Below are 18,694 nucleotides of genomic sequence, written 5' to 3'. Positions count from 1 at the left end.
CCAACCAGCGACAACCGTGACACCGCAAAAGCTTCTGGAAGGACCTCTTTGATTGCGCCATGGTCATGCTTCATTCATCACGAACAGACGAGTGGCCGCGCTGGCTGTTGCTGGCGGGGCTGATCGCGCTGTTCGATCAAGCCGTCAAGCTCGGCGTGGCAGTCTTCATACCGCTCGGCACGCGTTTGGAGATCGCACCGTTCTTCAATCTCGTGCATGTGCGCAATCCTGGCGCGGCGTTCAGCTTTCTGGCCGGGGCCGGCGGTTGGCAACGATATTTCTTGATCGCACTCGCCTTCGCCGCATCTGCGTGGTTGATCTGGATGCTCCGCCGCAAGTTGCCTCGATTGGAATCTGTGTCCTATGCGCTGATTCTCGCGGGCGCTCTCGGCAATGCAGCGGACCGGATGGGGCGTGGGCAGGTCGTCGATTATCTGGACTTCTATTGGCGAGCGTGGCACTGGCCCGCGTTCAACTTGGCTGATGTAGCGATTTCACTTGGCGTGATCTGTCTCTTGGGGGCCACCAGGACGCAAAGTCGGTGCGCCCGGTCGGGCGCCGAGTCAAGTTGAACGATACCAAGTACTACCCTTTACACCCGTGCTTCAATTTTAGATTACCGCTAAGCCACACAGATGAACTTGCTACAGATTCTTGTCCTTGCCGTCATTCAAGGGGCAGCCGAACTCCTGCCGGTATCTAGCTCGGCCCATGTCATTGCGGCCGAGAAGCTGATGGGGCTGGATCCAACGGCGCCTCAAATGACGCTTTTGCTGGTCATGCTGCATACCGGCACGATGTTCGCGGTCATTGCCTATTTCTGGAAATCGTGGCGCACCACCTATTTCAGTTCAGGGCAGGCATTTCGCACTAACGCCCTGTGCATACTGGTTGCAACGCTCGCAACCGGTATCGTGGGGGTGGCGCTGCTGCAATTCATTAAGCACGTAGTGGTAGCTGATTCATCGAATTTCGAGATCGAACATCTGTTTGGCAACTCGCGTCTGATAGCCGCTGCCTTGGCTGCAGCCGGCCTGTTGATCATTGTGTCTTCCCGTCTCCAGGATCGGGGGATCGATAACCTCACCCTGCGCCAATCGGCATGGATTGGCGCCGTGCAGGGGCTGTGTCTTCCATTTCGCGGTTTCTCTCGTTCGGGAGCCACTATCTCGACCGGGCTTGCCTTAGGTGTGACGCGGCGGCGTGCCGAAGAGTTTAGCTTTGCGTTGGCCGTAGTATTAACCCCAGCAGTGATCGCCAAAGAAGCGTATCGACTCTACAAAGAATACGCAGCTACCACCACAGCAATGCACTCGGATGGACTCTTGCACCTCATGGGGCCAAGCATGATCGGCATGGCGCTGAGCTTCTTGGCAGGTTTGGTTGCGCTGCGGTGGCTGTCACGCTGGCTGGAGCAAGGCCGATGGCATTTCTTCGGCTGTTACTGCTTGTTGGCTTCGCTGTTGGTACTGTGGATTGGCTAACCACGTTTGTCATGTGCTTCTGCCGAATTGGAGCTTTTTCAGAAGGCTTCGATATTCGGCCTTTCGCTATAGCGAGGTCAGCCGGTTGAGTGATGTGAATCGACGCTCCATGTTACTTCGACGCGCCATTGTCATCGGGCCAGCGATGCTGGCCCTCTTGATCGCCATTGGATTCCTCACAGTGGCATGGCAGATTGTCAGTTACGGAGAGCAGTCGTTTAATGCTCCCGTGGATGCGGCTGTTGTTCTTGGCGCTGCAGCATGGGGGAATAGGCCGTCTCCCGTTTATCGGGAGCGGATTAACGAGGCGATTGCACGCTACCAGAACAAGCAGGTGAAATACCTGGTTTTCACCGGCGGGACACCGGGGGCAGGTTATCCCAGCGAAGGCGAGGTCGGCCGCGAGTATGCGATCAAGCACGGTGTTCCACCTGACGCGATCTTGGCGGAGACCACCTCGCGTACGACTTGGCAAAACCTTGTCAATGCAAAGAAATTATTAGACCCACTTGGGATTCGCACGGTTCTGTTGGTCAGCGATCCGCTACATTTGCGAAGAGCAACGGCAATGGCTAACGATCTTGGACTCCAGGCCCTGCCTGGGCCTACGTCCTCTAGCCGTTTCGAATCCTTGACCACTCGAGCGAACTTTCTGTGGCGCGAAATTTGGCTTTATCTCGACTACCTTGTCTTTAAAAAGCCGTCCTGAAAACCCAAATACATCCAGGTACGCCACGCATGACTCAGGGACAGCCACGTTGCTGCGACGGGCCATTGCTTTCCCTGTGGATGCCACGACAAGGCGCTTTCGTGAGCAGCCCACCCGACTGATCCCGCTCAGCCGGGTGGCGCACGACCGTTGGCCCGTACGCCGCCGACGGCTTACTTGCTCCGCAAATCGACGACGGTCGGCTGACCATCGACCGTATCAAAGACCGCCCACACAGCTTGGCCCTCCCTGAAATTCTTCAGCGACGCCTTGTCCTTGACGGAAAACGTCATCGTCATGGCGCCCATGCCGAGGTTGTCGATGGCGCCATGCTTGAGCGTGACCTTGCCGGTGTCGGGGTAGACCTTGCGGACTTCTGCTGAAACGGGCTTGGGTGCTTGCTGAGACTGCGCTGCCGGCTTCATATCCATACCTTCCATCGGCGTGGCGGCAAAGGCTGCGGGGGCGGATGCCAGCATCAGGGCGAATGTAAGAGCGGAAACGTATTTCATCGTGAGACTTCGTCATGAGAGGGTGGTTGGGAAACAGATGTTGTGTCTGGCCGATGGATGTCCGGGTCGCCGCACTCCTGACTCGAGCGCATGCCGCGATTTATGCGACTGGATGCTTCGAAGCGGCCCAGGCTTTACCCAATGGGGGCCGCAGGGCGGTGACTTACTTGCGGCGGCGGCTCGCGGTCTTGCGAGAACGCGTGCGCGCGCGGGCTTGTCCACGCGGATGACCGGTGCCATATCGTCGGCGCAGGTACCAAGCGAATAAACAGATCGCACAAAATGTCAGCGCCACGGCGACCAAGATGGTCACAATGACATTGAGCGGAAGATCGAAGACGGGGGCTCTATTCACAGTGAGTCACACGCATTGCGATTTGCATCGACGGTCGACTGAAAGCCAGGAACGCCTCAGCATCCCTTGCTTCTTCATCATGCAGTTGGCGGGACAGCGTCAGGCCGCTGATGTGTTCCGACCTGTCAGCGCGTTGCGGCCATCGGTGTACGGGTCGCGCGGATCGTTCACCGAGCGTGCGCCGTCGGTGTAGATATCACGCTTGTCTGCGATGTGCGCACCATCGTGGTAGGGGTCTACCTTCTGCGCGGCCATCACCACACCGGAGGTTGCGCCAAGAGACACCAGTACCGTGCTGGCGAGAATGATTTTCTTGATCGTTTGCATGATTTTTCTCCAATCGTGCGGATCTGAGTGGGCTGTGTCGCCATCGCTCAGGATCCCGTGCTTCTCATATCCAGTGATGCGGCGCGAAATGCGCCGGCCCCTGGGATTCCGTTAGCTCACCATGAGTTGATTTAGTGGCCGGCGTATAGGCTGGTGCCATTGGGATAGGCCCAGACGCCCTTGGCGGCAGGAATCTCCGGAAAGAGCGTGCTCAATTCGACCGCGGAGTTGCCCGGCCGCGCGGCAAAGGTCCACGTCGCTGAGCTTGAGCCGAAGTCGAAGCGCACCGTTTCGCCAGCGTGGACGGGAACGGCTTTCATCCCCGGGACGACGGCAACCGTGCGAGAGTTGGCGGACGTTGCCGCCCGCTCGCCGAACAGCGCAGCGTTCGCATTGCTCAGTTGGCCGTCCGACTGATGCATCATTTGCTCGTGCATCTTGTCTCCCGTTGCAGACATCTGCCCCATCATGGCGCAGTGGTCTCGCATCGCCTGATCGGACGCGTCGCCCGCACTCGCAACCCTTTGTTGTTGAGCGGCCTTGCGGGCGCTGTTGATGGCGTCCCAGTTTGGGCCTGCAAAGGCGGATGCACTGAGTGCGGCGAAGGTAATAGTGGAAAGAACTTGGATAGCTTTCATGATTGATCCCGAATGTTGACTGTCAGAGGCGCAGCACCACATGGCGTGCTTTGTTAGCAGCAAGGCGTGCGCGAAGTTTCTGCAATTGGCAGCAAGCAACTGCCGCCATTCGGGGTCAATCAGAGTCGTAGTCTGGCCGTCTGAAGATAGATCGGCGCAGATGCCACCGTGTAGAGCGACAGAGGACGCAACGAATCACTGCGTCCCGATATCTCCGGGCGGGGATAGCGGGCTTCCTGTACCGGTGGCCCATCGCCAACAGGCGGATGGCCTTTGTTGTCGGCCCAGAGGCGCCCGTCGCCAAACGAGTCGGCGCACAGCGCCAACTGGTCGCCGCCGGCATCCAGGCAGCCATCGCGCGACACCAGATTCTGGTGAGCGGGGCCGTACACCGATTCCATCGGGCACACATACCCTGCTACCGCCAGACGGGTGAAGAACAAGCTGGCCAGGACGACACAGCCGGCCAATCGGCGGAGGATCCGGCTTCCGGCTTTCATCGGAGCGCCCCCATTTGCAAACTTGGATCGAGGTTGCGGCCGTGGATGTCAAACCGGACGCACGCATGCCACCGCCTAGCAAAGCCAGCCGGTGTGGGGAGCATGTCCATGGCCTGAGTTCTCACGACGGGGATTCCGGTTTGGTAAACGAAGCGATGATTTCAAGATAAACCTTCCATTCGTGGGAAGGTCAAGGGTTGCGTCGCAAATATCCGAAATCCTGCAGCTCATTGTTCCCGGCCGTCCAAACGGCCGAGGACCTCTAGCGCAGGCAGACAACTGCCATCTCAAGTCAGTGGCTCAACCCTCGCATGTCTGCACGTGTCCGAGCCACTGCGCTCGGGAGGCACTCCCGTTCATGAACGGGAGTGCCTCCCGGTTTTTACTTACGCTGAATATCCACCACGGTCGGTTTGCCGCCAACCTTGTCAAACATCACCGAAACCGACTCGCCTTTCTTAAGGTTTCTCAACGCAGCGCGGTTCTTCACCGGAAACTCCATAGTCATGGCCGGCATGCCGAGATTCTCAATCGCAGCGTGCTTGAGGGTGACTTTGCCCGCCTGCATATCGATCTTCTCTATCTCCGCAGCAACCGGGCTGGGTGCCTGCTTCGATTCGGTCGACGGCTTCATGTCCATTCCATCCATGGTGCCGGCCGCAAACGCTGCCGGTGCGGCAGCGAGCGCAAGCACGATTGCGAAGGTCTTGCTGTGTTTCATGTTGATTCCTCTTGATGTGAGGGTTGGGTGGAAAGCGGTGACGATTCCGTCTGCCGACGGCGGATCAGCAGATACACGGCTGGGACAACGAACAGGGATAGCAACGGCGCAGTGACCATGCCACCGACCATCGGGGCGGCAATGCGCTGCATGATCTCGGACCCGGTGCCATGCGCCCACATGATCGGAATCAGGCCGGCCAGGATGACGGCGACCGTCATGGCCTTCGGGCGCACGCGCAGGACAGCGCCTTCTTGAATCGCTTCCAGTAGTGCTGCTGTGGTGTTCTGGCCGGCCTCCTGCCGTTCCGACCATGCCTGCTTGAGGTAGAGCAACATGATCACACCGAACTCGGCCGCTACGCCGGCCAGCGCAATGAAGCCGACGATCCCGGCCACCGACAAGTTGTAGCCCAGCCCGTACAGCAACCAAAAGCCGCCGATCAGCGCCAGCGGCAGCGTGCCCATGATGAGCAGCGCCTCGTCTATGCGGCCGAACACGAGATACAGCAGCACGAAGATGATCAGCAAGGTGAACGGCACGACGACCTTGAGCTTGGCGCTGGCCCGCTCCAGGTACTCGAACTGACCGGACCAGCTCAGCGCGTAGCCTGCCGGCATCGGCACCGCCTTGGTCACTGCCGCCTGCATGTCCTGCACCGCCGAGCGTAAGTCGCGCCCCCGGATGTCCACATACACCCAGCCGGAGAGGCGCGCGTTCTCGCTGCGCAGCATCGGCGGCCCTTGCACCACCTGGATACGAGCGACGTCAGACAGCGTGATCTGCTGGCCGCGGTCGGTGACGATCGGCAAGCTGCGCAGTTGCTCGACCGAGTCGCGGTAGTCCCGCGGGTAACGCACGTTGATCGGGAAGCGGGCCAGGCCATCGACCACTTCCCCCACGTTGTCTCCACCCACGGCAGACGACACGATGCTCTGCACGTCTTCGATATTGAGGCCATACCGCCCAGCGGCCATTCGGTCGATGTCGACATCGACGTAGCGCCCGCCGGACAGGCGTTCGGCCAGCGCTGACGTGACACCTGGGACGGTCTTAACCGCCGCCTCGATCTGCGTGGTCAGCCGGTCGATTTCCTTCAGGTCCGTGCCTGCCACCTTGATGCCAACCGGGCTCTTGATGCCGGTGGCGAGCATGTCGATGCGGTTGCGGATCGGCGGCACCCAGATGTTGGACAGGCCCGGTACCTTGACCACGCGGTCCAACTCCTCGACCAGCTTGTCGGTCGTCATGCCGGGCCGCCACTGGTCACGCGGCTTGAACTGGATGGTGGTTTCGAACATCTCGATGGGGGCCGGATCGGTGGCGGTGTCGGCGCGGCCTGCCTTGCCGAACACGCTGGCGACCTCAGGGACGGTCTTGATGAGACGGTCGGTCTGCTGCAGGAGTTGAGCCGCCTTGCCTGCCGACAACCCCGGCAGCGCCGATGGCATGTACAGCAGATCGCCTTCATCCAGCGGCGGCATGAACTCGCCGCCGATCCGCATCACCGGCCAAGCGGTTGCGATCAGCAGGACGGCGGCGATCGCTAGGGTGGCTTTGGGATAAGCGAGCACCTTGGCCAGCATCGGCTGGTACAGGCGGATCAGCCATCGGCTGAGCGGGTTGGACTGCTCAGTGGGAATCCGTCCGCGGATCATGTAACCCATCAGCACCGGCACTAGCGTGACCGACAGCCCGGCCGCCGCCGCCATCGAATAGGTCTTGGTGAAGGCCAGCGGCGAGAACAGCCGGCCTTCCTGCGCCTCCAGCGTGAACACCGGGATGAACGACAGCGTGATGATCAGCAGTGAGAAGAACAGCGCCGGACCGACTTCTGCCGCGGATTCGCCGATCACGCTCCAGCGCTCGTGCCCGGTCAGATTCAGGCCGGGATTGTCCGCATGCCAGTGTTCCAGATGCTTGTGCGCGTTCTCGATCATGACCACAGCCGCGTCGACCATCGCACCGACGGCGATGGCGATGCCACCCAGCGACATGATGTTGGCATTGACGCCCTGGTAGCGCATCACCAGGAAGGCGGCCAGCACGCCCAGCGGCAGCGACACGATCGCCACCAGCGCCGAGCGCAAGTGAAACAGGAACACCAGGCACACCAGTGCGACGACGATGAATTCCTCGATCAGCTTGTGCGTCAGGTTTTCTACCGCGCGGTTGATCAACTCGGAGCGATCGTAGGTCGGCACGATCTCGACGCCGGCCGGCAAGCTCTTCTGCAGCGTGGTCAGCTTGGCCTTGACCGCCTCGATCGTCTCCAGCGCGTTCTTGCCGGAGCGCATCACGATGACGCCGCCGGCGACTTCACCCTGACCGTCGAGATCGGCAATGCCACGTCGCATCTCTGGGCCGAGTTGGAGCGTGGCGACGTCGCCTAGTCGCACAGGAATGCCGGCATCGCTGGTCACCAGCGGAATCTGCCGGAAGTCGTCGAGCGTCTTCAGGTAGCCACTGGCACGGACCATGTACTCTGCCTCGCCCAGTTCCAGCACCGAACCACCGGTCTCCTGGTTGGCCGCCTTGAGCGCCGCCAGTACTTTGGCTTGGGACAGGTTGTAGGCGCGTAACCGATCCGGCATGAGGACGACCTGGAACTGCTTGACCATCCCGCCGAGCGAAGCCACCTCGGCCACATTGGGCAGCGACTTGAGCTCGAAGCGCAGGAACCAGTCCTGCAGCGCGCGCAATTGGCTGAGATCGTGTTGGCCGGTCTTGTCCACCAGTGCGTACTCGTAGATCCAGCCCACGCCGGTGGCATCCGGGCCCAGCGCGGGCTTGGCGGCGGCAGGCAGGCGGGATTGCACCTGGTTCAGGTATTCCAGCACGCGCGAGCGTGCCCAATACAGGTCCGTGCCATCCTCGAACAGCACATAGACGAAGGAGTCCCCAAAGAACGAGTAGCCGCGCACCGTCTTGGCACCCGGCACCGACAGCATCGTGGTGGTGAGTGGATAGGTGACCTGGTTCTCGACAATCTGCGGCGCCTGGCCGGGAAACGGTGTGCGGATGATGACCTGCACGTCCGACAGGTCGGGCAGCGCATCGAGGGGCGTGCTGCGCACGGCCCACAATCCCCACGCGGTCAGCATCAGCGTCGCCAGCAGGATCAGGAAGCGGTTGCGGATGGACGCCAGAATCAGCCGGGCAATCATGGCTTGCTCCCCTGATCCGCGCTGGCGGGCGCGACCGAGGACAGGACCGCCATGCCGTCCTTGTCCAGGTGGAAGCGGAACCGCACCCGGTCGCCCGGCTTGAAGCCTTTCGGCAGACCTGTTGGTGGCGCCGCGAAGTCCATCGTCATGGCACCCCACTGGATCGAGGGAATCGGCCCGTGCGAGATCGTCAGGCCCTCACCCGTGACGGCCTCGATCCGGCCGACGCCTTCGTGTTCGGTGGTGGCCGCTGCGGGTGCGGAGGCCGCAGCCGGGGCCGCCATGCGCTCGGTGGTGCCACGCAGGCTGGCTTCCGAATCGATCAGGAATTGGCCGGAGGTGACCACCCTCTGGCCAGCCTTGAGGCCCGCCAGGATTTCGACCATGCCGCCGGCCTCACGCCCGGTCTTGATCTCGGTGGCCACAAAGCCCGCCTGGCCACCATCGACCATGACAATGCTGCGCTGACCGGTACGGATGACGGCCTCCAGCGGGAGGGTCAGCACGTCCTGCTGCTCGCCGCTGTCGAAGCGGACCGTGGCGAACATGCCCGGCAACAGGTGCCGGCCCTTGTTGGGCAGGACGATGCGCACCTTGATGGTCCGCGTCGCCGGGTTGACGTCGGGTAACACGGTGTCGACCTTGCCGACCAGCGGCTCGGCTGCCCCGGTCGGCAGCACCTTGACCGCCAAGCCGGGCGAGATGGTGCGAGCCTGGCCTTCCGGCACCTCGGCAACCACCCAGACCTGGCTCAAGTCGGCCAGGCGGAACAGCGTCATGCCAGAGGAGACCGTCATCCCGTCTCGCACCGCGACCTCGGTCACGATGCCGTCGATGGGGCTTGTGATGCCTACACTGGGCTGCAGCCGTCCGGATGCCTCGACCGCGCTGACCTGACCCGACGTCATGCCGGCTTGCAGCATGCGCGCTTTGGCCGCACCGGCGAGATCGACCTGACCGTGTGCCGACTGGCGCAACACAGCCAGATACTCTTCTTGGGCCGCCACCCAGTCCGGCGAATACAGCGTCACCAGCGCTTGCCCCCGCCGCACGGGGTCGAGGGTCGCCCGGACCGCGACGTGCTGCACGAAAGCGTTCGTGCGCGCCTGGATCACTTGCACGCTGCGCTCGTCGATGGCGATATTGCCGGGCGCCTCCAGCACCGCGCTCAACCGGCCGACTTTGACTTCGGCCGTGCGGATGCCCAGGTTTTGCGCGACACGGCTATCGACCGTGATGCCGTTGGCACCGCCATCCCCCTCTGCGTAGACGGGCACCAGTTGCATGTCCATGAAGGGGGATTTGCCCGGCTTGTCGAAACGCTGCCCGGGCACCATGGGGTCGTGCCAGTACAGCACCTTCTTGCCGGTCTTGGGATCGACGTCGCCGGCCTTGAGACCGGATGCCGGGCTGGCCGGCATCGACGATGGTGCCGACCTGGCACCCTGCGTGACGCCGACGCGGTAGGCGCCATAGATGGCGGTCCCGGCAAGAACGAGTCCCACGGCCGCTGCAATGACCTGTTTTTTCATTTGCGTTCCTTGATGGCGGACTCGGTCTGCGCGGTGGGCAGCGGAACCAGGAAAGTCAGGTCCGCCCACAGCTTGGCCGTCTTGGCTTCCAGCGCGAGCCGCTCCAATTCCGTATCGATGGCGCGGTGATCGGCCTCGGCCACGGCCAGCAGCGATCCGGTATTGGCCCGGTAGGCGGTCAGGGCCGCTTCCGCCTGCATGCTGGCCAGCGGCAGGGTCTTCTCGTCATAGCGCTTGAGCCGCTCGAGATTGCGCTGCAGTTCGGCGAGCTTGGCGCCGATCATGGCCTGGGTATCGCGCCGGAGGATTTCGGACTTGGCACGTGCAGCCTGGGCCTGCGCCAGCTTGGCCGCGACTTCGCGGTCCTGCCGGCTGCCCTGGTCCCAAGGCAGCGGAAAGCTGACGTTCACGGAGCCCATGTTCGAGAATGCGGAGCCGCGCTGGCTATACATCAGCTCGACCGTGACATCCGGCTTCTTTGCTTGCGCAGCGGCCCGGATCTCGCTCTCTGCCAGACCCACCTCGCGCTGCGCGGCGGTAATCTCGGGCACCGCGTCCAACTCGCCGCGCGCCAGTTGCTCGACCGGCTGAGGAATATCGAGGCGCGGGCGCCCGGATAGCGGGCGGCTCGCAGCCGGGCCAACCCAGCGCTCGAGCGCGACGGTGCTGGTCGCCACGGCAGCGCGGTTTTCGTCCAGGCGATCGTGAAGCTTCTGGATTTCCAGCTCCATCGCCAGCACGTCGGCGCGCGTGCCCCGTCCGCTGCGATACGCGGCGGTCGCCGCCTGCAACGCAAGTTCCAGTGGGTGTCCATGGTGGCCCAGCAAGGTCCCCGTCTGCTCGGCATACCAGCGGTCCAGCCATGCGCCGACAGCGTTGCGCTGCACATTGGCCATGCTGACCTCGCGCTGCGCTTCGGCAGCGTCGGCTTCCGCTTCGAAGCGTGCCGCCTTGGCGCGGCGCTTGTCCGCACGCGTGAATTCCTGCATCACGCTGATGGAGCGCATGGTCATGAAATCCCGGCTGACCGAGAACTGGTCCGGGCCATTGACCGGCACGTTGTTGATGCCGAGCTTGAGTACGGGGTCCGGCAACTGGCCGGCGGCGACCGCCATTTGGGTCGCGGCGTCGATGGTGCCGCGCGAGGATTCGGCGTCGCCGGCATGCACGGTGGCAAGCGCAACGGTTTCCTCAACAGAAAGCGGAGGAACAGATTGCGAGGTCGCGGCATGCGACATCGCGATGCCGAAGGCAGGCGCGCAAAGCAACGCCAGCGTCAGGCGACGTGGAAAAAGCATAAAGCCTCCATGAACGACGACAGCTACCCCAGTCTAGAGAGGGCAGCACCGGATGACGTCGATCTGAAGGCTACGTTTGGAAACTGCAGTGAAGAATGGCCAGTGGCGGCGGTGGCGCGCGCGCTGTCACTTGAGCGCGCAGCACGGTGCGGAGATTGGCAAAAGCCACGGTGGCCGGTTCGATGACGCCCGTCAGCACCGGCAAGAATACCGGCAGTTGCGGTGCGACATGGTCGGCGCTCTTGGAGTCAGCCTGGCAGTGAGCCTGGCAAAGCGCGCCGTTGTCCATGTCCTGGCTGCTGCCCTGATCGGTCCCGCTGGCCATGTCGGCGCAGGATTCGGTCGGGGCGGCCTTCATGTTGTCGCTGCCCACTTGGTATCGGCTGCCGGCACAAGCGTACGCCGCCGCTGCCAGTTGGACTGACAGGAAGACCAGCAGGAGGATGCCAGCGAAGAAAGGATGCCGGCGCAGCGTGTGACGCAAGGGTTCTTTGCAGTGGCAGGATTTTCGCAAGGATACCGTGTTTTGCTCGCAATGCAACTGCGCGGAAAACAGGATCAGACGCCCGCATGGGCGTCGGGCAAAAGGACGATTGCGACGTCCTTGACCTTCCCACTTGGGAAGGGTGTAGCGTGAAATCGTGAAGATTTGGGCACGCGCCGGTTCCGTGAAAGATGCCACGAACACCGGATACCGAGGGGCTGTCTGAATTTTTGTGTTCAAGGCTTTTTATTCGGGCTGCCGTTTCAGACGAGCCCGGTGGACATATTACGCGGCCGGTCGTGTAAAGCGCTCCCCATAGGCGATGGCGAACTGGTTCATGGCGTCTTTCCACTGCCTGGCTGCTCGGCCCCAGTCAGCCGTGATGTTGCGCAAGGCCAGCCACAGCAGCTTGGTGGCGGCATCATCGCTGGGAAAGTGCCCCCGCGTCTTGATGATTTTGCGCAGCTGACTGTGCAGGCTCTCGATGGCATTGGTCGTGTAAATCACCTTGCGCACCGCCGGGCTGAACGCAAAAAACGGAATGACGCGCTCCCAGGCCCGGCGCCAGGCCGCCACCACCGTGGGAAACTTCTGCCCCCAGGGACCAGCTTCCAGGGCATCGAGTTGGGCCGCTGCGGCTTCTGCGCTGGGCGCCGTGTAGATGGGCTTGAGCGCCGCTGCCAGCGCCTTGCGGTCCTTCCAGCTGGCATAGTCCAGGCTGTTGCGGATCAAGTGCACGATACAGGTCTGCAGCGTCGTGGTCGGAAACACCGCCCCAAGCGCCTCGGCTATGCCCTTGAGGCCGTCGGTGACGGCAATCAGGATGTCGGCTACACCACGGGTCTTCAGATCGTTGAACACCTTCATCCAGAACTTGGCCCCCTCGGTGTTCTCGATCCACAGGCCCAGGATGTCGCGGGTGCCGTCGGGCAGCACGCCCAGCGCCAGATAGATGGCCTTGTTGCGCACCACGGCATCCTCGCGGATCTTGACCCGCAGACAGTCGAAGAATACGACCGGGTACATCGGCTCCAGCGGGCGTGCCTGCCAGGCGGTGACCTCGGCCATTACCTCATCCGTGACGCAACTGATGAATTCAGGACTGACCTCGGTGCCGTACTGCTCGGCCAGAAAGCCCTGGATCTCACGCACCGTCATGCCCCGCGCGTACATGGCTACGATCTTGTCGTCAAAGCCGGTGAAACGCCGCTCGTGCTTGGGGATCAGGATGGGCTCGAAGGAGCCTGCGCGGTCGCGCGGCACTTCGATGCGCAGCGGCCCGTCCTGAGTCAGCACCGTCTTGGCGGACTTGCCGTTGCGCTGGTTGGCTGCATCCTCGGGGCGGGCGCTGCCGGGCGGGTAGCCCAGGTGGTACGACAGTTCTGCGCCCAGCGCCCGCTCGATCAGCGCTTTCTTCAGCGCCATGGTGGTGGCGTTGATCTGTTCGGCCGTCATCGGCGTGGTGCCGCCGGTCAGTTGTTCAATGAGTTCGTGGGGAATAGACGGCAGCGCCGCCGTGCCGGCTGCCGCCGGTTTCTTCTTGCTTGGCATAGATGCTCCTTTCCAACATGCTATGCCTCAAACACAAAATTCCTGACAGGCTCGATACCGAAGGTGCCATGCGCACAGGAAGCGAGGAGCACGCCATGAATATCGGACAAGCCGCGAGCGTCTCCGGCGTCTCGGCCAAGATGATCCGCTATTACGAGAGTATTGGCCTGGTCGCTTCGGCTACCCGGAGCGAGGGAAACTACCAGATGTATCGTGAAAACGACATCCACACCCTGCGCTTCATTGGGCGTGCGCGGGCATTGGGTTTCTCCACGGCGCAGATTCGGGAGCTGCTCGGGCTGTGGCAAAACAAGCGCCGCGCGAGCGTGGCGGTGAAGGCCATCGCGTTGCAGCGCATTCAGGAACTGGACGCTCGGATTGCCGCGCTCAGCGGCATGCGGGACACCCTGCTGTATCTGGCGCAGCATTGTGATGGCGACGATCGACCTGCTTGTCCGATCCTGGAGGCCATCAGCAGCGCAGCCCCACGGCAATTGCCCGCACCGCAGGCCACAAGGCATTGAGGCACCGCGAAAATGCGCGACCAACAACCGCATCCGCATATGTCATCCGCCGCGCCCGGGCACGACGGCGAGCCGGAGCGAGCCCAAGCTGGGGGTCACCCGCATGCCACGGCGACGCGACTGACGCTCGTGACCGCCACTGAGGAACGGGACCCGGTGTGCGGGATGACGGTCAAGCCCAATACGCCGTACCAGTCAAGCTACGCGGGAACCCGATACAGCTTCTGTGGCGCAGCATGCCAGCGGAAGTTCGAGGCGGACCCCACGCGGTACACGCATCCTCATGCCACCTCCGCTGTAGACACTGCCAACGCGGCGCCGGACACCGTCTATACCTGCCCCATGCACCCCGAGATCCGCCAGGATCATCCCGGGAGTTGCCCGAAGTGCGGCATGGCGCTTGAGCCGGCGATGCCGAGTCTTGAGGCGGATGAGAATCCCGAACTCGCGGCGTTCCGCCGGCGCTTCTGGTGGAGCTTGCCGCTGACGATCGCTGTCGTAGCGCTGGTAATGCTGGGGGGGCGTGTCAAGGGAGTGGCTCCGGCGGCGCAAGGCTGGGTAGAGCTTGCCTTGTCCGCGCCCGTGGTCTTGTGGGCCGGCTTCCCCATCTATGCCCGATGCCTGCAGTCGTTCCGCAACCGCAGCCCGAACATGTGGACGCTGATTGGCCTGGGCACCGGCGCGGCCTTCATATACAGCGTTGCGGCCACTGTTGCGCCCGAGCTGTTTCCCCGCAGCTTTGTAGTGCATGGCCGCATTGCGGTCTACTTCGAAGCCGCTGCCGTCATCATTTCACTGACGCTGCTCGGCCAGATTTTCGAATTGAAGGCACGTTCGCAGACTTCGGCCGCCATCAAGTCGCTGCTTGGCCTGGCACCCAAAACGGCACGTCGCATCAAGCCGGATGGCAGCGAGGAGGATATTCCGCTCACGCACGTGCATGTCGGCGACTTGCTTCGAATTCGACCGGGCGAGAAGGTGCCAACCGATGGCGTCGTGACCGAGGGAGCAAGCGCCATCAACGAATCGATGATCACCGGTGAGCCATTGCCCGTTTCCAAGCGCCCTGGCGACCACGTGATCGGCGCCACGCTCAATACGTCGGGTAGCCTGGTAATGCGCTCGGAAAAAGTCGGTGCCCAAACGGTGCTTTCGCAGATCGTGCAGATGGTGGCCCAGGCCCAGCGCTCGAAGGCGCCCATGCAGCGCATGGCGGACCAGGTGGCCGGCGTGTTCGTGCTGGTGGTGGTGGCGATCGCCGTGCTTGCTTTCTTCGGTTGGGGATTGTTCGGTCCCGAGCCGAGCTGGGTCTTTGGGCTGGTCAATGCGGTGGCCGTGCTGATCATCGCCTGTCCATGCGCGCTGGGGCTGGCCACGCCGATGTCGATCATGGTGGCGAGCGGCAAGGCGGCGACCCAGGGCATCTTGTTTCGGGATGCGGCGGCCATCGAGCATTTCCGCAAGGTCGACACTCTGATCGTCGACAAGACTGGCACACTGACCGAAGGCCGTCCGGTCTTCGAGCGGGCGTTGGCTGTCGATTCGTTGGATGAAGCCGCGGTGCTGCGCCTGGCGGCGAGTCTCGATCAGGGCAGCGAACACCCGCTGGCAGCCACAATCGTTGCGGCGGCCCGTGACCGTGGCCTGGCGTTAGGGAAGGCTGAGCAGTTCGCATCGGACGCGGGCATGGGTGTGCGGGGCCGGGTTGACGGGCACCAACTGATACTCGGCAATGCCGCCCTGATGCGGCAGGAACAAGTCCCCATTGAATCACAGGCGTTGCGGGCAAATGTGCTGGGGCAGTACGGCGCCAGTGTCATGTACTTGGCCATTGACTGGAAATTGGCGGGGCTGCTGTTGGTCTCGGACCCGGTCAAGGCCAGCACCCCCGAAGCGCTTGCGGCACTCAAAGCGGCCGGGATTCGCGTGGTGATGGCCAGCGGCGACAGCATCGCGACAGCGCGAGCCGTGGCCGGCCCGCTTGGCATTGACGAGGTTCACGGCGAGGTCAAACCGGCTGACAAGCTGGCGCTGGTCGCAAAACTCCAGAGCGAAGGCCACGTGGTGGCAATGGCTGGCGACGGCATCAACGACGCGCCGGCACTGGCCAAAGCCGACGTCGGCATCGCCATGGGGACTGGAACCGATGTGGCGATGCATAGCGCCCAGGTCACGCTGGTCAAGGGCGACCTGCGCGGCCTTGCACGTGCGCGGGAACTGTCGCAAACCACGATTGCCAATATGAAACAGAACCTCGGATTTGCCTTCGTCTACAACGCGCTGGGCATCCCGCTGGCCGCGGGCGTGCTTTACCCGTTCACCGGGTGGCTGCTGTCGCCGATGATCGCGGCATTGGCCATGAGCCTGAGTTCGGTATCGGTGATTTCCAATGCGCTGCGGTTGAGAGCGCAGGTGCCTTAAGCGCCGTATTTGGGATGAAGATCATGTCCACCGCCTACCGTCCCCCATTCGCGCCCGGCTTGTGGTCAAGTTTTAGCAGGCCTAGACTGAACGCACTTGTTTGCAGGGATACATGAAGCATCACCATCACCCCTTCGCTCGGTTGCTTGCGTTCGCGTTGCTCGCGACGGTGCTGTTCACGCGCGTGGCGATTGCAGGATACGTTTGCCCGCCCGAGGCAGGGGCCATGATGGACGCCTCGACGATGGCGGTTGCCTCGAATTGCCAGGACATGGACGAAGCGCAGCCCGCGCTTTGCGCGGACCATCGGCACGATGGCCGCCATTGGGCGGATGCCAACGGCCATGCTCCCGATCTCGGCATGTTGCCCGCCGCAAGCGGGCTCGTGCACATTCTTCCTCCGACGCTTTACGCCGGACCAGCTTACCTGAAGGCCTCTCGGCCCGCTGCAGTACCTGGGCCCATCTACCTCGCAACCGCGCGCTTGCGAATCTGATCACTCCCCATACGCGGCAATCCATCGCCGCGAGCACTGATTTCAATCGCTCCCCCGGCAGGATGTCTGCGGACTCTGCCTGGAATGAGCCCGAAAGAAACCTTGTGTGGGGAATACCATCATGCACTCCGTTCTCAGAGTCGCCGTACTTGTTTTGTTCGGTGTCGCCGCTAGCGCCGCCTTCGCGGGTCCCAACTGGGATGTCATCAACAGTGCGCGCGCGGCAGCAAAGCATTCCGCCGCCGCTTCCGGCGCCGCATCGAGCAAAGAGGCGATACAGAAGCAGTGCGCTGAAATGATGAAATCGACGGATGCCCGCCCGGCAGACGGCGGCAGCCCGAAGGGCTTACCCGAAGCGAAATGAGCGTGTGTGCCGCGGCCGATGATCGAAGCGCCCGCGTCAGCGTGATGCGGGTGCTGAGAGACCAGTCGCCAGGTCGATGACACACGAAATCAGGTGAGCGCTATCCAACTCAATCGAATATGGAGATTGACATGAAGACGCAATCAGTCGTGGCCGCTGCGCTAGCGCTTGCCCTGCTTGGGGCTGGTGGCTGGAGCATGGCAGCCAGCCCCAGCCGCGGCTCTGACGGCACCAAGCCGGGTTCGCAAGACCCCATGCACTCCATGATGATGGACCACATGATGGGCGGCGGAGGCGGGATGATGGGCGGTTGTCCGATGATGGGGCAGCTGCCGCCCGGCAACGAGAAGCTCTCGATGCAGATGCATGGAGAAATGATGCAGGCGATGGGGGAAATCCTGCGTAAGTACGCGGACAAGATCCAAACCTCGCCGACCAAATAAGGATGCCGCGCCATATCGCAAGCAGCCGCATCCCGTGAAAGGAGTAGCGCTATGAAATGCAATACGAGAACCATGGTCACCATGGGTGTTGCCCTGGTGGCGATCCTGGCGATCGCCTACGCCATCTTCCCGCCAGTCCGCGCGTTCGTACTGGGTATCGGACCTTTCCTGCTGATCCTGATCTGTCCGCTATCGATGTGGCTGATGATGAAGGGGATGAATGATCAGGGGGGGCAACACCGTCCGACGCCAGAACAGACGCCAGAGCGGAAAGAGCCGTTTCGGATCGAAAAGTGAATCGTCAGTGAGGCCGCGCGCGTATCGCAAAGGCGGGTTCCAGCACGAGCCGGACAAGGGCCATAGGCCGGCACGGTGCGTGAATGATCAACGCGAGAGTGAGACGGTTTCCGGAGATGCGGGGCAAATCCAATCCCGTCGTCGGCGGGAGGTGTGCCATGGACATTATGAGCAGTTTCAGTGCGCACTACGGCCACTGGAACCTTGTCGCGATTTTGGTTGGGGTGGTGTCGTGGATCTTGTATCGGTACGTGGCGCCGCGAGGTTGGCGCGAATGGACTGGGGCTGGTCTCGTGCAGGCATTTGTGATCGCGCTGTATGCGGAAATGTACGGCTTCCCGCTCACGATCTATCTCCTGACGGGCTTCCTTGGAATCGACATACCGCTGACCGCCTACAGTGGGCATCTGTGGGCAACGCTGCTCGGTTATGGCATGGCAGGCGCAATGGTCGAGATGGTGATCGCTACTGTCTTCATCCTCCCGGGCCTCGTGTTGTTGATTTGGGGGTGGAGCACAGTCTATCGGGCAAGCCGCACCGGGCGCATCGCCCAAGAGGGGCCTTATGGATTCGTCCGTCACCCGCAGTACCTCGGCATCATGCTGGCAGTCTTCGGTCAGGTGGTGCACTGGCCCACTCTGATCACCGTGGTGCTGTTGCCAGTCATTGTGTTTGCATATGTCAGGCTGGCGCGCAAGGAAGAGCAAGACATGGTCGGCCGTTTTGGAGCCGCTTACGAAGCGTATCGGCGCAGGGTGCCTATGTTCTTACCGGGCCGCAGTCAATGGAAACAGCTATTCAGCACGCGCGTGGGCTCATGATTTCTCGCCTCACTGCCCTGGCTGCCGCGGTCGTACCTTGGTGATCGAGG

Annotated in this window: 20 protein-coding genes; 10 read left to right on the top strand and 10 right to left on the bottom strand. The window is 62.3% G+C overall.

Going from position 1 to position 18,694, the window contains the following annotated elements; genetic code table 11:
* Nucleotides 1-59: 59 nt before the first annotated feature.
* From lspA to TK49_RS22505, 3 genes are all read left to right on the top strand, one after another.
* Nucleotides 60-572 carry a signal peptidase II gene (gene lspA, locus TK49_RS22515; RefSeq protein ID WP_064809139.1) on the top strand — a complete coding sequence of 171 codons (513 nt, stop codon included), beginning with the start codon at nucleotides 60-62 and terminating at the stop codon, nucleotides 570-572.
* A gap of 63 nt (nucleotides 573-635) precedes the next feature.
* The gene (locus TK49_RS22510) at nucleotides 636-1,484 is read left to right on the top strand and encodes an undecaprenyl-diphosphate phosphatase (protein ID WP_024979358.1); all 849 of its coding nucleotides are present in this window, start codon (nucleotides 636-638) and stop codon (nucleotides 1,482-1,484) included.
* 109 nt (nucleotides 1,485-1,593) lie between these two features.
* Nucleotides 1,594-2,193 carry a YdcF family protein gene (locus TK49_RS22505; RefSeq protein ID WP_037032491.1) on the top strand — a complete coding sequence of 200 codons (600 nt, stop codon included), beginning with the start codon at nucleotides 1,594-1,596 and terminating at the stop codon, nucleotides 2,191-2,193.
* A 173-nt stretch (nucleotides 2,194-2,366) separates the two neighbouring features.
* Here the strand turns inward: TK49_RS22505 and TK49_RS22500 are convergent, their stop codons facing one another.
* From TK49_RS22500 to TK49_RS22455, 10 genes are all read right to left on the bottom strand, one after another.
* Nucleotides 2,367-2,705 carry a copper-binding protein gene (locus TK49_RS22500; RefSeq protein WP_024979360.1) on the bottom strand — a complete coding sequence of 113 codons (339 nt, stop codon included), beginning with the start codon at nucleotides 2,703-2,705 and terminating at the stop codon, nucleotides 2,367-2,369.
* Nucleotides 2,706-3,159: 454 nt separating this feature from the next.
* Nucleotides 3,160-3,387, bottom strand: a complete 228-nt coding sequence (locus tag TK49_RS22495) for a hypothetical protein (protein WP_045220190.1) — start codon at nucleotides 3,385-3,387, stop codon at nucleotides 3,160-3,162.
* A gap of 131 nt (nucleotides 3,388-3,518) precedes the next feature.
* Nucleotides 3,519-4,025, bottom strand: a complete 507-nt coding sequence (locus TK49_RS23800; protein ID WP_052698571.1) for a CzcE family metal-binding protein — start codon at nucleotides 4,023-4,025, stop codon at nucleotides 3,519-3,521.
* A 119-nt stretch (nucleotides 4,026-4,144) separates the two neighbouring features.
* Nucleotides 4,145-4,525 (bottom strand): hypothetical protein, encoded by a 381-nt coding sequence (locus TK49_RS22485; RefSeq protein ID WP_157773972.1) that lies wholly within the window; start codon nucleotides 4,523-4,525, stop codon nucleotides 4,145-4,147.
* A gap of 382 nt (nucleotides 4,526-4,907) precedes the next feature.
* Nucleotides 4,908-5,246 carry a copper-binding protein gene (locus TK49_RS22480; RefSeq protein WP_045220186.1) on the bottom strand — a complete coding sequence of 113 codons (339 nt, stop codon included), beginning with the start codon at nucleotides 5,244-5,246 and terminating at the stop codon, nucleotides 4,908-4,910.
* Nucleotides 5,243-8,413 (bottom strand): efflux RND transporter permease subunit, encoded by a 3,171-nt coding sequence (locus TK49_RS22475; RefSeq protein ID WP_045220184.1) that lies wholly within the window; start codon nucleotides 8,411-8,413, stop codon nucleotides 5,243-5,245. Before TK49_RS22475 ends, TK49_RS22480 begins: the two co-directional genes overlap by 4 nt.
* Nucleotides 8,410-9,945 (bottom strand): efflux RND transporter periplasmic adaptor subunit, encoded by a 1,536-nt coding sequence (locus tag TK49_RS22470; protein ID WP_045220182.1) that lies wholly within the window; start codon nucleotides 9,943-9,945, stop codon nucleotides 8,410-8,412. Before TK49_RS22470 ends, TK49_RS22475 begins: the two co-directional genes overlap by 4 nt.
* A complete protein-coding gene (locus tag TK49_RS22465) occupies nucleotides 9,942-11,243 on the bottom strand; it encodes a TolC family protein (RefSeq protein WP_045220180.1) in 1,302 nt (433 codons plus the stop codon). The genes TK49_RS22470 and TK49_RS22465 overlap by 4 nt, the downstream gene beginning before the upstream one ends.
* 70 nt (nucleotides 11,244-11,313) lie before the next feature.
* Nucleotides 11,314-11,727 carry a hypothetical protein gene (locus TK49_RS22460; protein WP_024979368.1) on the bottom strand — a complete coding sequence of 138 codons (414 nt, stop codon included), beginning with the start codon at nucleotides 11,725-11,727 and terminating at the stop codon, nucleotides 11,314-11,316.
* Between the two features lie 285 nt (nucleotides 11,728-12,012).
* A complete protein-coding gene (locus TK49_RS22455; protein WP_045220114.1) occupies nucleotides 12,013-13,278 on the bottom strand; it encodes an IS256 family transposase in 1,266 nt (421 codons plus the stop codon).
* 95 nt (nucleotides 13,279-13,373) lie between these two features.
* Between TK49_RS22455 and cueR the strand changes: the two genes are divergently transcribed.
* The 7 genes from cueR (at nucleotide 13,374) to TK49_RS22420 (ending at nucleotide 18,644) form a co-directional block, all read left to right on the top strand.
* Nucleotides 13,374-13,802: a Cu(I)-responsive transcriptional regulator gene (cueR, locus tag TK49_RS22450; RefSeq protein WP_045220528.1), complete on the top strand. Its 429-nt coding sequence runs from the start codon at nucleotides 13,374-13,376 to the stop codon at nucleotides 13,800-13,802.
* A 12-nt stretch (nucleotides 13,803-13,814) separates the two neighbouring features.
* On the top strand, nucleotides 13,815-16,223 hold the full coding sequence (locus tag TK49_RS22445; protein WP_045220178.1) for a heavy metal translocating P-type ATPase: 2,409 nt from the start codon (nucleotides 13,815-13,817) through the stop codon (nucleotides 16,221-16,223).
* Nucleotides 16,224-16,335: 112 nt separating this feature from the next.
* Nucleotides 16,336-16,719, top strand: coding sequence for a hypothetical protein (locus TK49_RS23795; RefSeq protein ID WP_052698572.1), 384 nt, complete (start codon nucleotides 16,336-16,338; stop codon nucleotides 16,717-16,719).
* A 121-nt stretch (nucleotides 16,720-16,840) separates the two neighbouring features.
* Nucleotides 16,841-17,083, top strand: coding sequence for a hypothetical protein (locus tag TK49_RS22435; RefSeq protein ID WP_154205932.1), 243 nt, complete (start codon nucleotides 16,841-16,843; stop codon nucleotides 17,081-17,083).
* A 131-nt stretch (nucleotides 17,084-17,214) separates the two neighbouring features.
* The gene (locus tag TK49_RS22430) at nucleotides 17,215-17,526 is read left to right on the top strand and encodes a hypothetical protein (RefSeq protein ID WP_045220523.1); all 312 of its coding nucleotides are present in this window, start codon (nucleotides 17,215-17,217) and stop codon (nucleotides 17,524-17,526) included.
* A 51-nt stretch (nucleotides 17,527-17,577) separates the two neighbouring features.
* On the top strand, nucleotides 17,578-17,823 hold the full coding sequence (locus TK49_RS22425) for a DUF2933 domain-containing protein (protein WP_045220174.1): 246 nt from the start codon (nucleotides 17,578-17,580) through the stop codon (nucleotides 17,821-17,823).
* Nucleotides 17,824-17,981: 158 nt separating this feature from the next.
* Complete coding sequence (locus tag TK49_RS22420; RefSeq protein WP_045220521.1) at nucleotides 17,982-18,644, top strand: methyltransferase family protein; 663 nt, start codon at nucleotides 17,982-17,984, stop codon at nucleotides 18,642-18,644.
* The last annotated feature ends 50 nt before the right edge of the window (nucleotides 18,645-18,694 follow it).

This window comes from Ralstonia mannitolilytica, assembly GCF_000954135.1.
GTDB lineage: Bacteria > Pseudomonadota > Gammaproteobacteria > Burkholderiales > Burkholderiaceae > Ralstonia > Ralstonia mannitolilytica.
The sequence above is the reverse complement of the archived record's forward strand: the minus strand, read 5'-3'. Positions and strand labels throughout refer to the sequence as shown.